This is a genomic window from Neobacillus sp. Fa239 (assembly GCF_055395235.1).
Genome location: NZ_AP041611.1, coordinates 4833085 through 4848092, shown reverse-complemented (window position 1 = coordinate 4848092; position 15008 = coordinate 4833085). Strand labels below are relative to the sequence as shown.

Below are 15008 nucleotides of genomic sequence, written 5' to 3'. Positions count from 1 at the left end.
TAAGTCAGTAAAAAGAGACCTTGGGTTTTCACCAAGGTCTCTCATCGTTGTCAGGAGGAATTTCAGCCCAACCAATCCCAGTTTTCCAGGTCGTTCAAATCGATATGCCGCGGTATGGTGCCGTCCATAACTTCTCCTTCATGCATCAGGTAGTAGTGCCGGATGGGCTTCAGGTTATCGTCGAATTCATAGACGAGAGGGGTACTGTTAGGAATATTAAGGCTTGCCACACCGTCATTGGGAAGGCAGTCGAGATATTTCACGAGGGCCCTTAACGTATTTCCGTGAGCGGAAATAATGATATGCTGGTTGCGTTTTAAGTCAGGGACAATACGTTCGTGCCAGTAGATTAAAGCACGCTTTTCTGTATCGAGAAGGCTTTCTGTAAAAGGAATGTTTTCCTCCCCGATACCGGCATATTTTGGGTCGGATTGGTCACTTACATGCCCTTCGCTGGAAATGGCCGGCGGCTGAACGGCGGCAGATCTCCGCCATTCATTGACCTGTTCTTCCCCGTATTGTGCGATGACTTCGTCTTTGTTCATTCCCTGCAATGCGCCATAATGCCGTTCGTTTAGTCTCCAGGATTTATGAATGGGGATCCAGACTAAATCCATTTCATGCAGCATAATCCATAATGTTCGTATCGCCCGTTTCAGAACGGAGGTATGGGCAACATCAAAGGTAAATCCATGCTTTTTAAGAATGGATCCCGCCTCCCTTGCCCCCTGATAGCCATCATCGGTGAGATCGATATCCTTCCAGCCGGTAAACCGGTTTTCAAGATTATAAAGACTCTGTCCATGACGAATTAAAACAAGTTTCTTCAAACGTAACCACCCTGAATTTGTTTTTCTATCAGTTTGTGCATATCCCGCTGGAAAGATACCGAGGCAATCCGGATATGGAAGTGTCCACCTCACGTGGACAAAAGCGGGGGAATGTCCACGAACGGTGCCTGTCACCAATCACCAATTTTCTGTATGGAATCCATTCCCAAGGTGAATAATTACTTAGTGAGTGCTATGAAAGTGAAGGATGGAGTTATGGGACATTTAGTTGTAGTGACAATGGTTCGTACGTTTGTTTCTTATTTTATTTTAATGGTGGCCACGTTTTGGATTGGCAAGCATGTTAATGCACATAAAAATTATTATAATTTTGCGCTGTCGATTTTCTTTGGGTCATTTATTGCGAATATGGCTTTTGATGTGGACCTTAAATTTTTCCCAATGCTGGCGTCCTTTTTAACAACAATGATTATTTATTTCGTATTGGCAATCGCATCAGCTAAAAGCAGGAATTTCCGTAAGTGGATATCGGGGCAACCCATCGTGATCATCGAAAATGGTAAGCTATTAGATCAAAATATGAAAAAAGTGAAATACTCAATTGATTATTTGAACCAGCAGCTTCGCGAGCAGGGAATATTTGATATTTTTGAAGTGGAATATGCTTTATTAGAGGTAAGTGGAAATATATCCGTTTTAAGAAAAACACAATATCAGCCTATAAATAAGAAAGACCTTAATCTGGGCAATCCCAGTCAAAAAAATGATCTTCCAGTTGAACTAATCATGGATGGGGTCATTATCGAAAAAAACTTTCAAGGGTATTATTCAAAGCAATGGCTGGATCAAGAACTGAAAATAAGGGGGTTGCAAGTAAAAGAGATTCAATATGCCGTTATCGGGACCAACGGTTCTCTTTTCATTGACCTGTATCAGGACAAACTCACATCTCCCGCGGATATGGAATAGGTGCCTATCAACATAAGAATTCAAAAAAGGAGAACCAGTAAAATTGGTTCTCCTTTTCCAAGGCTTTTATTAAGAATGGCCCTGCTGCCCATTGATTGCTTCTATCATTTCGTTTCGACCCATTCCTCTCGAATCCACAAACCTCTGTATTCGCTTCAACGCCTCCTGAAGCTGGGACATCGAGGCTGCATAAGAGCATCTCACATACCCTTCACCGCTCTCACCGAAAACATTACCGGGAACGACCGCCACTTTTTCCTGCATCAGCAGTTGTTCGGCAAATTGCTCTGAGCTTAGGCCGGTTTTCCGAACAGAAGGAAAAACGTAAAAGGCGCCGCCTGGTGAATGACAATCGAGTCCGATTTGATTCAGTGCCTGGACGACATAATTTCGCCTTCTGCGATAACTTCTTCGCATCGCTTCCACTTCATGATAGCTGTTTCGGAGCGCCTCCACCGCACCATGCTGGAGCATATGCGGGGCGCACATCGTCGTATATTGATAAATCTTCAGCATGACCTCCACCAATTCCTTCGGAGCGGCAAGGAACCCTAAGCGCCAGCCAGTCATTGCGAAGCCCTTTGAAAAACCGTTTATTAAAATCGTCCGTTTATACATGCGCTCCACTGCCGCAAAGCTGGTAAAGGTGTCGTCATAGGTCAATTCCGCGTAAATTTCGTCGGAAACAACCAACAAATCGTGCTTTTCAATCACTTTTGCGATTTCAGTAAGCTCATCCCCAGTCAACGTACTGCCAGTCGGGTTGTTCGGGGAGCACAGCAAGATGGCCTTTGTTTTTTCCGTAATAGCCTGTTCGATTTGCTCGGGTGTGACCTTAAATCCATTTGCGGGAGAGGTGGAAACAGCGACAGGTGTTCCGCCCGCTAAAGTAACCAGCGGGGCATAGGCCACAAAGGCCGGCTCCACAATCAACACCTCATCACCCTCATTTAAAATGGCGCGAAAGGCTAAGTCGATGGCCTGGCTCGCCCCCACGGTGACAATAATTTGCTGTCCGGGATCATAATGGACCGCAAACCTTTTCTCCAGGTAGGTGGAAATCTCCTGCCTTAGCTCCAATAATCCCGGGTTTGCCGTATAGGAGGTGTAGCCTTGTTCCAGCGATAAAATCGTGGCTTCGCGGATATTCCAGGGGGTGATAAAGTCCGGTTCCCCGACCCCTAACGAAATGACACCCTCCATGCTGGCAGCCAGATCAAAGAATTTCCTGATCCCGGAAGGCTTTAGCTCTTTGGCTGTATTGGAAAAATAATTGGCATAGTTCATGGTGAAACCACCATTCGGCGGTCCTTCTCATCGCCGCCGCTAAAGCGCACCCCATCATGTTTGTATTTTTTTAACATGAAATGAGTCGTCGTAGAAATAACATTATCAATGGTCGATAATTTTTCGGAAACAAAGGTGGCGATTTGGTTCATGGTTTTTCCTTCAATTGTAATGGACAGGTCATAGGCACCTGACATGAGATAAAGAGAAGAAACCTCAGGGAACCGGCTGATTCGTTCAGCTACTTCATCAAAGCCTACACCTCGTTTTGGCGTGACCTTCACATCAATCATCGCGATGATGCTTTCTTGACCCTCGACTTTGCTCCAATCTATTAACGTCGGATAGCTCATGATGATGTTTTTTTCTTCCAGATTTTTTATCGTGTTTCTGACTGCGTCTTCACTGCTCTGAACCATGGCTGCAATGGTCTTGACTGGTATTTGGTGATTTTCTTCCATTATTTTTAGAATTTCAACTGCCTCGTTGCTTAGTTTCATTTGCTGTGGTCCTCCTCAAGATGTCCCCATGGCCTTGGGGAAATGTGTCGAATTAATAATCAGTTAGATAATATTAACTATGATAATTGATTTTTAAAAATCGCACAATTCAATAAACATTATCTTTTAATTAAAATTTGTATAGGTGCCGGATTTCACACACTTTTCACATATTTGTTCCTCAGTTTTTTCGAAAGTTTTGTCTATACTTAAAATGAAGTCGGACAAACAAAGGAGCGATGGAGTTGAAAAAAGGAATCATTGCTGGCGTTGGAGCGGTGATATTGCTAGGGAGCGTCTATGGAATTAAAAGTGTATCTGCTGCTGAGAATCCACAAAAGGTCCAAACCCAAGCAGTGTCTCATTCCAGTCTTTCATTAGGGAAAAAGCTGCGTACACAATTTAAGGATCAAATTCAACAGGTCAAAACCATACGTGCGGAACGTGTCAGTTTAAAAAAACAGGTGGCTGGCAAAAGGAAGCAGCTGCATGAACTGCTTCTAGCTGCGAAACAAAGCAAAAATAAAAACGTATTAAAGCAAGCTAAGGCAGTGAACCATCAACTAAAGGTGATAAACAAGGATCGAAAAGCATTGTTAAAGGAAGCGCGTGCTGAACGAAGGGATCTTAAGCAGGACCTTAAAAATCATAATGGTAATGCGCTGGCCCAATTTGACAAATTTATTGCCACACAGAAGCAAGTGAATGGAAAAATCAAAGAGGAAATTACCCAACTTAATAAGGCCATTGACCTTTTAAACTAGTGGATTTCAAAAGAGATAGTGTTACAGGACTATCTCTTTTTTATTATATAATGGGACGTGAGGTGATTCATGATGAAGCATGTTTTTGTAATAGACGATGAACGAAATATTCGTGATATTTTACAAAAATACCTTGAAAACGAAGGTTACAAAGTGACGCTTTTTTCCGATGGCGGGCATGTTTATGAAGAAATGCTGCGCTTACGGCCTGATTTATTGATCATTGACATCATGATGCCTCATGTCAATGGCCTTGATCTATGTAAAAAAATCAGAAAACAAAGTGATATTCCACTTATTTTTATATCAGCACGAGATAGCGAGTTTGATCGGATTTTGGGATTGGAGCTTGGTGGGGATGATTATTTAACAAAGCCCTTTAGCCCAAGGGAGCTATTGGTGCGAATTAAGAACATCTTTAAACGAATGGAGCGGAACAATGTAAGCGGCGGGCAATTCATAAACGTCCGTGATGTGGCGATTGATACTGAACGACGGTACATAGAGAAGGACGGGCAGGAGATCAAATTAACAACAAAGGAATATGACCTGTTTGTTTTTCTTGCCCGCAATAAGGGAAAGCCATATACGAGGGAAGAAATGCTGGAGTATATTTGGGGCTATGATTTCTCCGGGGATGGCAGGTTGATTGATGATCTTGTAAAACGTGTTCGAAAAAAATTGGAAATGCATGATTCCATGGTGGAGCTGTCAACGATTTGGGGTTATGGGTACCGATTGGATGAATAATATGAAAATCGGCCCAAAACTGTTATTAACTTATTTCCTGTTAATTATCAGTCTCTTTTTTATTACCAGTCTATCGTTCCATTTTATCTCACAGCGATATTTAATTCATGAAACTGAGGTCCAGCTCCAAAAAGAAGCAAAGGTCATGAGCGGTTTCCTAAGCAACGCGGCTTTTTCTAACGAGATTGCTCAAAGGAAACTGTCCAATCGTAAAGCGGTCACGGTTTCGAAAAAGTTATTGTCTTCAAAAATAATCATTTGGAATAATCAACGTGAGATTATTTATACGGACTTAAATGATGCTGCAAGAAAGCAGTTTTTACAAGAACGTAATGGAGAAAAGTTTGTTTCGAAAACAGATGCCATCAAATCAAAAAATGGCAACAGGAAAGGCTATGTCACACTGATTGCCCGTCTTGATGAGCTCCAGGCTATCAATTCTTTGATGAGGAAATCGCAGCTGATCAGCCTGGTTATTTCAGCTCTGATAGCGGTCTGTTTAGGGCTGATTTTCGAAAAAAGCTTAACCAAGCCAATCCGGCAACTGACAAATTATATGAAAAATTATTCAGTTCTTGGAGAAGGCAAGGAGATAACCCTTCATACTAAGGATGAAATTGGTGAATTGGCAGCTAGTTTCAATGCTTTGGCACGTAAATTAAAACAGTATGATGCCAACCAAAAGCAATTTTTTCAAAATGCCTCCCATGAATTGAAAACGCCCTTAATGGCGATCCAAGGAAATGCGGAGGGGATTTTAGACGGGGTTGTAACGGGCGGGGACGTTCACCATAGCCTGCAGGTGATTGTCACGGAGAGCCAGCGGTTAAAGCGGATTGTGGAAGGCATCACTTATTTAGCCAAGCTGGAAAGTGTGGAGGAAACTTTTGTTTTTAGAGAGGTACCACTGGATGCATTGATTCAGGAGTCTGTTCAAAGTGTCGCGGCGCTGGCTGAAAAAAGGGGAAATAGAATCATCGTTGAAAGTAATGTAGTGGAATCCGTCCGGGTCGATGAAGAAAAAATGAAACGGGCTTTTATTAACTTGTTAGGCAATGCCATTCGCTATGCAGAATCGACCATTGTTGTCAAAAGTTATCATGTTAATCACCGGGTTGTCATGGAGGTACAGGATGATGGCAGAGGATTGCTTCCCGGAGAAGAAAATAAGGTGTTTCAACGATTTTACAGCGGCGAAGCAGGGGGAACGGGGATTGGATTAGCCATTACAAAAGCAATCATTGAAGGGCATAACGGGACAATTACAGCCTATAATGGAGATCCTAAAGGAGCTGTGTTCCGCATTATTCTGTGACAAGGCAATCGGCATAAGTGCCTGTCACCATTATATAGAAAGGGGTAATTTTATTGAAAAAATCTATTGCCAAAGTTAATGCAATTTTGATCGGGGATATCCCTGAATCCTTTGTGACAAGGATAATCCCGGAAGCGCATCTGGAGTTTGGGGGGTTAGAGGGTGACCGTCACTTTGGTTTAACTCGCCCGGCCGATTCCAGACAGCTGATGTTTCCCAAGGGAACAGAGATTTTCAATCGCCGGCAGATTACCATCGTTTCAAAAGAAGACTGTGAAAAAATTGCGGAAGAATTGGGTGTGGAACAGATTCAGCCGGAATGGATAGGCGCCAATCTTTTGATAAGCGGATTTCCTGGACTGACAAAATTAACGATGGGATCAAGAATTCTTTTCCCCAGCGGTGCCAGTTTAATGTGTATGGGTGAAAATTTACCTTGTACCTTTGCGGGTGAGGAGATCCAGAAGCATTATCCACATCATGATAAGCTTGCTTTGAGATTTGTTAAGGCAGGTTATCAGCGGAGAGGGATTGTTTGTTTAGTCGAAAAAACTGGCGTTATTTATGATGGTGATGAAGTACAGATTTTAATCAATGATTTTCATAATCCGATGCAATAATATTTTTTGAAAGGGGAGCTGGACCAGCTCCCCTTTTTTGTGTATCCACCTTTATGCCGTTCATGCCCACACGCGAATCCCCCCATTCGAATACATTGTCTAACGAGAATGTCGAATGGAGGGAAAGTATGAAAACACAAAAATGGTTTTGGCCAATCGTTTTATGTGCCATATTGGTTCTCCCCTTAATTCTTGTTATGTTCCATCCAAACTCCACGCATAAGAATCCGGATTCACCACCTTCAGCACAGACGCATAAGGGGAAGGATTCAACGAAAAATCCAACACTACACATCTACTGGGGTGCTGATTCCACAACCAAAACGAATCAGGCATTTCTTAAGTGCATAAAGGATCACTATGGTAAGCCTTCTGTAATGGGCCGATATTTGAGGACAAAAGATGGGGTCTCGACCGGATTGACAGCAAAAGAAGCCACTTTTCTTCATAAGCAGGGGATAAAAATTATTCCTATCTTTAATCACTTCACCAACGCTACTTCCTATAAAAATGGAACGGCGGAAGCAAAAGAAGCAATTGCCTATGCCAAAAAGCTGGGAATTCCAAAAGGGACTGCTATTTTTGCCGATATCGAGCCGAGCTATCCGGTTGATGAAGCCTTTATTCGCGGCTGGATCGATACCTTGTTATCGTCGCCCTATCGACCAGGGATTTACGGGGTTTTTACAAATGACAATGCAATCAGTTCAGCCTATCTAAAGGCTGCTGCAAAGGATAAGAAGGTTCAGCAGCAATCCGTCATATGGAGCAGCAATCCAAACCCGGGCATCACGAAAAAGAGCAAGGCCCCAAAATATTTGCCGAATGCTCCGAAAAACGTGAAGGTGACCATCTGGCAATATGGAATGGACGGAAAAGCCTGTAATATTGATACCGATTTGATGAAGTCTGCCGGCATGACATTTCTATGGTAAAAGAATTGAGGATTGGGGGGCGCCCAATCCTCTTAAACTTTTTTTATTTACCAATGATGATGGTATCCAAAACCGCCGTAGAAAGGGAAATAGTGATGATGGAAGCCGTATCCATAAAAATATGAATTAAAGCCGACTCCAACAACGGGAACACCGACAATTATAAGCATTTTTGCACTTGCTTTCGCTTAGTTTATTACATTTTAGAGATATGTCATTAATGTCATAAATGAGCATTTTCTTTAAAAAATGGGCAGTGCCTAAAAGATTGACAGGATATTCAAAACAAATAATCAGAAAAATCATTTATAATAATATAAAAAATCGTTTTTCTAGTTAATTTCTGGGGGGGACCCGATTTGTCTATGAGGGAACTGTGCAAAACACTTATTGTGGACGATGAATTGTTAATCAGGCAGGGTGTAAAGCATTGTATTAATTGGGAGCAGGAAGGCTTTACGATAATTGGTGAAGCCGCGAATGGACAAGAAGCACTTGATTTAATCGCCAAAACGAATCCACATATCCTGATCACGGATATTGTCATGCCGATTATGGATGGCGAAGAATTAACGAGAATGGTAAAGGAACGTTATCCACATATTGAAATCATTATTTTAAGTAGTTTTGGAGAATTCGACTATGTCAGGTCTGCTTTCCAAAATGGCGCCGTTGATTATATTTTAAAACCAAAGCTTGAAGCAAAAGGTTTATTAGAAGTTTTGAAGAAAGCGGTAAGCAGAATCCCCAACTTCCAGCTGAAGGAGAAATGCGTCGATTCCTCCCCTCCAATCGATCAAATCCTACACAGAATGATGAATGGATATGCTGCCGATTATGGACCAGAAGTGATAGCAGAAGCTTTTCCTAATGAGTATTTCTGTCTTTTAGGGGTGGATCTGAAGAATCATTCATCTAAAAGTGCCGGTGATATAAAGGCTAAATTGGTGGCGTTGGGACAGGCCCATCATACTATAAATGCTGACCAGAATATTCTTGTATTTCTTCTGAACATTAACAAGGGCGGCCTTGAAAAGGTTAGAAAATTTGCCAGGCAGCTTGCTGAATCTGAGCCGTGGTGCGGTGTTGCATTAAGTGAAGAATTCTCGGATTTATCCATGTTGGCCGATATTTACAAAGGAAGTCTGTTAAAACTGCTTTCCTATCGATTTTATTTTCCTCATGATCTTCTGTTAATGGAAAAAAATCTGCCGCCGCTTCCTGCTAAACAAAACCCTTTTAATCTTGATTGGTTTACAGGTGAATTTAAGCGGATGCATTTTGATACTGCCTTCACCTATTTAAAAGAGCATATCGAGGCACTATCCGGCTGTTATACAACTGATGTTTTTGAGTATAAAGCTTTTTTCGGAAACGTCGTTTTTAATATTACTATCCTGCTTAGTAATATGGATTATGATGTGAAGGAATTGGAGGATGTCAAGTATACCTATTTCAAATCAATTGATGAAGCCCAAACGGCAGGAGAGGCAGTACAACTATTAAACCAGTTTATTGAAGAAGCAAAAAAATGCATCCATTCGAGGGAAAATCAGCAGGAAAATCCGAATATGAAAAAGCTTATGGAATACATAATAGAGCATTATGCAGAACCGCTTACCCTTACGGATGTGGCAAAGCATTTTCATTTTAATCCCTCCTATTTTTCAAGTTATTTTTCAACCCATCATCATGAAGGGTTTATTGAATATTTGAACAGAATTCGTATCGAAGAAGCTGCTAAGCTGCTTCTGAAGGGGAATGTCACCATTTCGGAAATCAGCGGAATGGTCGGCTATTCCGATCATAGTTATTTTTGTAAAGTATTTAAGAAAATGAAGGGATTGTCCCCTAGCCAATACAAACGAAAACAATACTTAAGATAAGAGATGGAAACGATGAGATTCATTCCTGAACGCTTTAAGCATAATGGCTTGTTTATCAACATGTTTATCATTACGGTGATAATTATCATCATGGTTTCGGTCACCATTACCTGGACGACGATTCGGATGTCGGAGCAATTTTTCTTTGATCGATTTAGTATCATGAACGAAAAAGTGATGGATCAGGTAAAAGACAGCTTTGAGTCGTTTCATTATTCAATTGTCCTTGCCTCTTCCAATTTACAGGAAAGCGGTACGGTCAAATCTGTTTTTACAGAAAAGCAAACACCTGCTCAAGAGATGAACTCCTTTTTTAATATGAACCAGCTGATAGAACGAATCCAATCCAATTTAGATGCCAATGAGGTGGAAATTATTCTCACGGGGAAAAATGGCGAGAGCTTTAGGACAGACCGTACTTCCTGGCCGATTTCGGATGAAGAGCTAAAGACGAGCGTTCTTACCAGCAATACGCTAAAGGAACCGAAGCGATTGATGTACCAATCCGACTATCGGCCAAATCAAGCGGAGGAAACGGGGGACAAGCACTTTATTATCGCATCCAAGGCATTAATGGACCGTATGTCAGGCAACGTCTATGGCTCCATGTATTTTGCCATTCAAGAAAAGGTGTTTAGAAATTTTTATTCCAACTATACAAGTCCCGGGAATAATGTTTTCCTGGTGGATCAGTCAGGATTGATTGTTTCGAGTAACCAGTCCAAGCTGATTGGGTATAGATCCGCGGATTTGTTAAAATATGCTTCCGAACTCAAAAACCATTCACACCAATACATTGTCGGAAACTTTATTGGGAAGGATCAAATTATTGTGATGGACTACCTTCCATCCTTTCATATGTATTTATTTAATATCATTGACAAACAAACGGCCATTGGTGATTTGATCGATAAGAAGGAAATTGTTCTCATCTCAGTGGGTATCGTCTTGTTGGCACTGATTATTGTCCTTCTTGCCTCCAGGAGATTAACGAATTCCTTATCGAGCCTGGTTAAGCAAATTGGCAATGCCTCCAAACATGATTTTCATCGGTATGTAGCTGTCTCTGGTACATACGAAACGAGGCAAATTGGCATTTCCTTTAACTCCATGCTGGATGAGCTGCATGAGTATGTAGAGCAGCTTATGCTTTCGCAAAAGCAACAACGGAATGCCGAGCTGGCAGCCCTGCAGCAGCAAATTAATCCCCATTTTTTATATAATACTTTGGCTTCCATTAAATTTATGGTACAGCAGGGTGGAAAAGAAGAAACCGAAGCGATGATTAATGCGTTGATTTCGTTGCTGCAAAACACGGTGGGCAATGTGAGTGAAACGATCTCTGTGAAGCATGAATTGGATAATTTAAAAAACTATGTCTTTATTAATCAAAAACGCTATGGCAATCGAATAAAGGTAAACTATTTTCTTTCGCCGGATTGTCTGAACTATCCAGTACCAAAGCTTATTCTTCAGCCCTTTATGGAAAATTCATTTTTCCATGGCTTTAACAAAAAGTCTGAAGGTACAATTAATGTCCTTATCTGGCGGGAGGGAGACAACTTAATTTGCGAAGTGGCGGATAATGGGGACGGAATGGAAGTCGGGGCAGATAACAGCCTGCCGAAAACGAAACGAAAGCAACAGCTTTTCTCCGGAATTGGTGTGCAGAATGTCCATGAACGCATTCAGCTTATTTATGGTGAGCCATACGGTGTAGCGATCTCGAGCGAACCCGGAAACGGAACAAAGGTCCGCATTACCATGCCGATTCCAACAGAATAAAAAAATAGTCATAGAATCTAAAAATAATCCAAATGCTGAAATGGAAACGTCTTCATTTTGCAAAAATATTACAAAACTATGAAAATATCGTCCTAACGATTACCAACCAGCCGGTGCTACCATAGTACTTGTAGGAAGTTAACGCTTACATTACTAATATTGGGGGGAATTTCGATGAAAAAAGTACTGGCACTCTTTTTAGCAAGCATTCTATTATTGTCTGCCTGTTCTTCCGGGTCAAGTAATAAAGCTTCCGGCAGCGCCAAAGATACGAAAGAAATAACTGTATTGGCATGGGACCCAAACTTTAATATTAAAGCAATGAATCTGGCAAAAGAAGCATACAAATCTGTAGATCCAAAGCTCAATATTAAAGTCGTTGAAAACGGGCAGGCAGATATTGTACAAAAATTAAACACATCGTTAAGCTCTGGTACCACAAAGGGGCTGCCAAATATCGTGTTAATCGAAGACTATCGTGCACAAAGCTTCCTTAAATCTTATCCAGATGCCTTTTATGATTTAAGTAAATCCTTTAATGCCGATGATTTTGCTCAGTATAAAATCGCGCCAACCAGCCTGAATGGCAAGCACTATGGACTACCATTTGACTCTGGTGTCACGGGCCTATATGTAAGAACGGATTATTTGAAAAAAGCCGGCTATACGATCGATGATTTGAAAAACATCGACTGGAATAAATATATTGAAATTGGTAAAAAGGTAAAAGCAGCAACAGGAAAAGCCATGCTCACTCAAGATCCAAAGGACCTTGGCCTTATTCGGATGATGATTCAGTCCAGCGGCTCATGGTATTTAAAAAGTGATGGCACGACACCTGACTTAGCAAATAACACAGCATTGAAGGAAGCCTTTAAAACGTATAAAGCGATTTTAGATGCAGGCTTAGTCAAACCAGTATCTGATTGGAGCCAGTTTGTTGCCGGATTTAACAGCGGTGCTGTTGCAACTGTCCCTACTGGAAACTGGATTACCCCTTCCATTAAAGCGGAGGCCTCTCAAGCTGGCAAGTGGGCGGTTGCACCACTTCCAAAACTTGCTGGTGTTCCCAATTCTGTTAATGCCTCTAACTTAGGCGGAAGCTCCTGGTACGTTCTTAATGTACCTGGTAAAGAAAAGGCAGCTGAATTCCTGGCAAAAACATTTGGTTCCAATGTGGATTTCTATCAAACTCTAAACAAGGAAATCGGTGCAATTGGTACTTACAAACCTGCAGCGGATGGCGAGGCATATAAAGCGAGCGACTCTTTCTTTGGAGGACAAAAGGTGATCACCGATTTCTCCAAATGGACGGCGCAAATCCCGCAGATTAACTACGGCTTACACACATACGAAATTGAGGATATTTTAGCTGTATCGATGCAGGATTATCTAAAAGGCAAAGACCTTAATAAAGTACTCGAAGACGCGCAAAAGCAAGCGGAAGAGCAAATTAAATAATTCATAAGAAAATAAGCCTTGGGAACCCGCCGGCTTCTCCAACTCAGTTTTTCGGAGCGAACTGAAGTGTCAGGCGGGTGGCCATAGGCTTTTTTTAAAAGACAAGGTAAGGAGATGAAAGATAGTGTTACCAGCAAAAGCGAACCTAGAGAGAATTCCGTTAGCAAAATCCGGCCGGAGTCTTCGATTGAAAAACACATTGATTGGATGGTCCTTTATTGCACTTGCCACCGTGATGATTTGCTTGTTTTATTTCTACCCGATGATTCAATCGCTCATCCTGTCTTTTAAATCGGGTACAGGAGTTAATTTACAATTTGTTGGGCTTGATAATTACGTTCGTTTAGTTAAGGATCCAGTGTTCCTAACCACTGTGAAAAATACTGTCATTTATCTCATCATTCAAGTACCAATTATGATTATTCTCGCATTGTTTCTTTCCGTTTTATTAAATAATAAAAAACTGAAGCTAAAAGGAATCTTTCGCACCGCCATTTTTCTGCCGTGTGTTACGTCTCTTGTAGCCTACTCGGTTATTTTCAAATATTTGTTTGGACAAGAAGGAATTATTAACATTTTATTCCTGAAAATTCACCTTATATCTGAACCGATTCAATGGCTAACCGACCCATTTTGGGCCAAAGTTACGATTATTATTGCGATTACATGGCGTTGGGCCGGTTATAATATGATCTTCTTTTTATCTGGACTGCAAAATATTGATGAATCTATTTATGAAGCAGCGAAAATTGATGGAGCATCGTCTCTTCAGCAATTTTTCAAAATTACAATTCCGATGATGAAACCAATTATCCTGTTTACGACCATCACTTCAACAATCGGAACGCTTCAACTGTTTGATGAGGTTATGAATATTACCAAGGGTGGACCGGGGAATGCGACCATGACGATTTCGCAATACATCTATAACCTTTCGTTTAAATATACGCCAGATTTTGGCTATGCCGCGACTGTCTCTTATGCGATTGTGATCTTGATTGTCTTTTTCTCCATCATTCAGTTCAAAGTAGCAGGTGATAAAAATGAATAAATTTAAACGTGTATTCAGCTATTTGGTGCTGATCATTGCTTCAATCATCTCTGTTTTCCCCTTTTTATGGATGATAGTCAGTTCAACGAATAAATCAGTCGATGTCACTCAGGGGAGGTTATTGCCAGGCAGCCATTTTCTGCAAAACCTTCACCATTTATTGGACACAGCGGATCTCGGAACAGCCTTGCTGAATTCTGCTAAGGTTTCCATCAGCACCACACTGTTGGGATTGCTCATTGCTTCTTTAGCTGGTTACGGTTTTGAAATTTATAAAAGCAGGGCAAAGGATATCGTGTTCAACATCCTTCTGCTTTCGATGATGATTCCGTTTGCAGCGTTAATGGTTCCGTTATTTCGGATGTTTGCCAACATATCACAAACGCTCCCTCTGATTGGGATGGATACCATTCAAGCTGTTGTGCTGCCGACAGTTACAACTGCTTTTCTCATTTTCTTTTTTAGACAAAGTACGAAAATGTTTCCGAAGGAGATTCTCGAAGCGGGCCGGATGGACGGCTTAACGGAACTCGGAGTATTTTTCAAGATTTATATCCCAACGATGAAAACCTCTTATGCAGCGGCAGCCATCATTACATTTATGGCGAGCTGGAATAGTTATTTATGGCCGCTTGTAATCCTGCAGTCACCGGAAAACCAGACGGTACCGTTGTTGATTTCCAACCTCGGATCGAGCTACGCCCCCGATTTTGGGATGATCATGACCGCGATCGTCATCGCAACCCTACCGGCAGCACTGATTTTCTTTGTGATGCAAAAGCATTTTGTTGCAGGTATGATGGGGTCTGTGAAATAAAATAAATATAGGGTGATGAAACACGAATATTATGTCCTTCGACGGAATTACTGGTAAAACGCGCGGAATTCTTCTAA

The 15008-nt window shown here is 41.5% G+C and carries 15 protein-coding genes; 11 read left to right on the top strand and 4 right to left on the bottom strand.

Features of this window, described 5'->3' with window-relative positions; genetic code table 11:
* Positions 1 to 62: 62 nt before the first annotated feature.
* Entirely contained in the window at positions 63 to 830 is a 768-nt protein-coding gene (gene gpmA, locus ACZ5XR_RS23960; protein ID WP_464502423.1) for a 2,3-diphosphoglycerate-dependent phosphoglycerate mutase, read from the bottom strand.
* 111 nt (positions 831 to 941) lie between these two features.
* Here gpmA and ACZ5XR_RS23955 point away from each other — a divergent pair, with 111 nt between their 5' ends.
* Positions 942 to 1760 carry a DUF421 domain-containing protein gene (locus ACZ5XR_RS23955; protein ID WP_464498979.1) on the top strand — a complete coding sequence of 273 codons (819 nt, stop codon included), beginning with the start codon at positions 942 to 944 and terminating at the stop codon, positions 1758 to 1760.
* Positions 1761 to 1829: 69 nt separating this feature from the next.
* On the opposite strand, the gene ACZ5XR_RS23950 is transcribed toward ACZ5XR_RS23955, so the two are convergent.
* Both ACZ5XR_RS23950 and ACZ5XR_RS23945 read right to left on the bottom strand, forming a co-directional pair.
* Entirely contained in the window at positions 1830 to 3047 is a 1218-nt protein-coding gene (locus ACZ5XR_RS23950) for an aminotransferase (protein WP_464498978.1), read from the bottom strand.
* A complete protein-coding gene (locus ACZ5XR_RS23945; RefSeq protein ID WP_464498977.1) occupies positions 3044 to 3547 on the bottom strand; it encodes an Lrp/AsnC family transcriptional regulator in 504 nt (167 codons plus the stop codon). The genes ACZ5XR_RS23950 and ACZ5XR_RS23945 overlap by 4 nt, the downstream gene beginning before the upstream one ends.
* A gap of 245 nt (positions 3548 to 3792) precedes the next feature.
* Between ACZ5XR_RS23945 and ACZ5XR_RS23940 the strand changes: the two genes are divergently transcribed.
* The 5 genes from ACZ5XR_RS23940 to ACZ5XR_RS23920 all read left to right on the top strand — a co-directional run bounded on the left by ACZ5XR_RS23940 (position 3793) and on the right by ACZ5XR_RS23920 (position 7931).
* A complete protein-coding gene (locus ACZ5XR_RS23940) occupies positions 3793 to 4311 on the top strand; it encodes a hypothetical protein (RefSeq protein ID WP_464498976.1) in 519 nt (172 codons plus the stop codon).
* Between the two features lie 69 nt (positions 4312 to 4380).
* Complete coding sequence (locus ACZ5XR_RS23935) at positions 4381 to 5061, top strand: response regulator transcription factor (protein WP_464498975.1); 681 nt, start codon at positions 4381 to 4383, stop codon at positions 5059 to 5061.
* The gene (locus tag ACZ5XR_RS23930) at positions 5054 to 6376 is read left to right on the top strand and encodes a sensor histidine kinase (RefSeq protein WP_464498974.1); all 1323 of its coding nucleotides are present in this window, start codon (positions 5054 to 5056) and stop codon (positions 6374 to 6376) included. Before ACZ5XR_RS23935 ends, ACZ5XR_RS23930 begins: the two co-directional genes overlap by 8 nt.
* Positions 6377 to 6429: 53 nt before the next feature.
* Positions 6430 to 6996: an MOSC domain-containing protein gene (locus ACZ5XR_RS23925; protein WP_464498973.1), complete on the top strand. Its 567-nt coding sequence runs from the start codon at positions 6430 to 6432 to the stop codon at positions 6994 to 6996.
* Positions 6997 to 7124: 128 nt separating this feature from the next.
* Positions 7125 to 7931, top strand: coding sequence for a glycoside hydrolase domain-containing protein (locus tag ACZ5XR_RS23920; RefSeq protein WP_464498972.1), 807 nt, complete (start codon positions 7125 to 7127; stop codon positions 7929 to 7931).
* A gap of 47 nt (positions 7932 to 7978) precedes the next feature.
* Here ACZ5XR_RS23920 and ACZ5XR_RS23915 read toward each other — a convergent pair whose 3' ends face one another.
* Positions 7979 to 8101, bottom strand: coding sequence for a hypothetical protein (locus tag ACZ5XR_RS23915; protein ID WP_464498971.1), 123 nt, complete (start codon positions 8099 to 8101; stop codon positions 7979 to 7981).
* A gap of 195 nt (positions 8102 to 8296) precedes the next feature.
* Between ACZ5XR_RS23915 and ACZ5XR_RS23910 the strand changes: the two genes are divergently transcribed.
* The 5 genes from ACZ5XR_RS23910 to ACZ5XR_RS23890 all read left to right on the top strand — a co-directional run bounded on the left by ACZ5XR_RS23910 (position 8297) and on the right by ACZ5XR_RS23890 (position 14931).
* A complete protein-coding gene (locus ACZ5XR_RS23910) occupies positions 8297 to 9817 on the top strand; it encodes a response regulator (RefSeq protein ID WP_464502422.1) in 1521 nt (506 codons plus the stop codon).
* A 12-nt stretch (positions 9818 to 9829) separates the two neighbouring features.
* Entirely contained in the window at positions 9830 to 11602 is a 1773-nt protein-coding gene (locus tag ACZ5XR_RS23905; RefSeq protein WP_464498970.1) for a sensor histidine kinase, read from the top strand.
* A 174-nt stretch (positions 11603 to 11776) separates the two neighbouring features.
* Positions 11777 to 13063: an ABC transporter substrate-binding protein gene (locus ACZ5XR_RS23900; protein WP_464498969.1), complete on the top strand. Its 1287-nt coding sequence runs from the start codon at positions 11777 to 11779 to the stop codon at positions 13061 to 13063.
* 124 nt (positions 13064 to 13187) lie between these two features.
* Entirely contained in the window at positions 13188 to 14114 is a 927-nt protein-coding gene (locus ACZ5XR_RS23895) for a carbohydrate ABC transporter permease (RefSeq protein ID WP_464498968.1), read from the top strand.
* Positions 14107 to 14931: a carbohydrate ABC transporter permease gene (locus ACZ5XR_RS23890; RefSeq protein ID WP_464498967.1), complete on the top strand. Its 825-nt coding sequence runs from the start codon at positions 14107 to 14109 to the stop codon at positions 14929 to 14931. Before ACZ5XR_RS23895 ends, ACZ5XR_RS23890 begins: the two co-directional genes overlap by 8 nt.
* Positions 14932 to 15008: the final 77 nt, after the last annotated feature.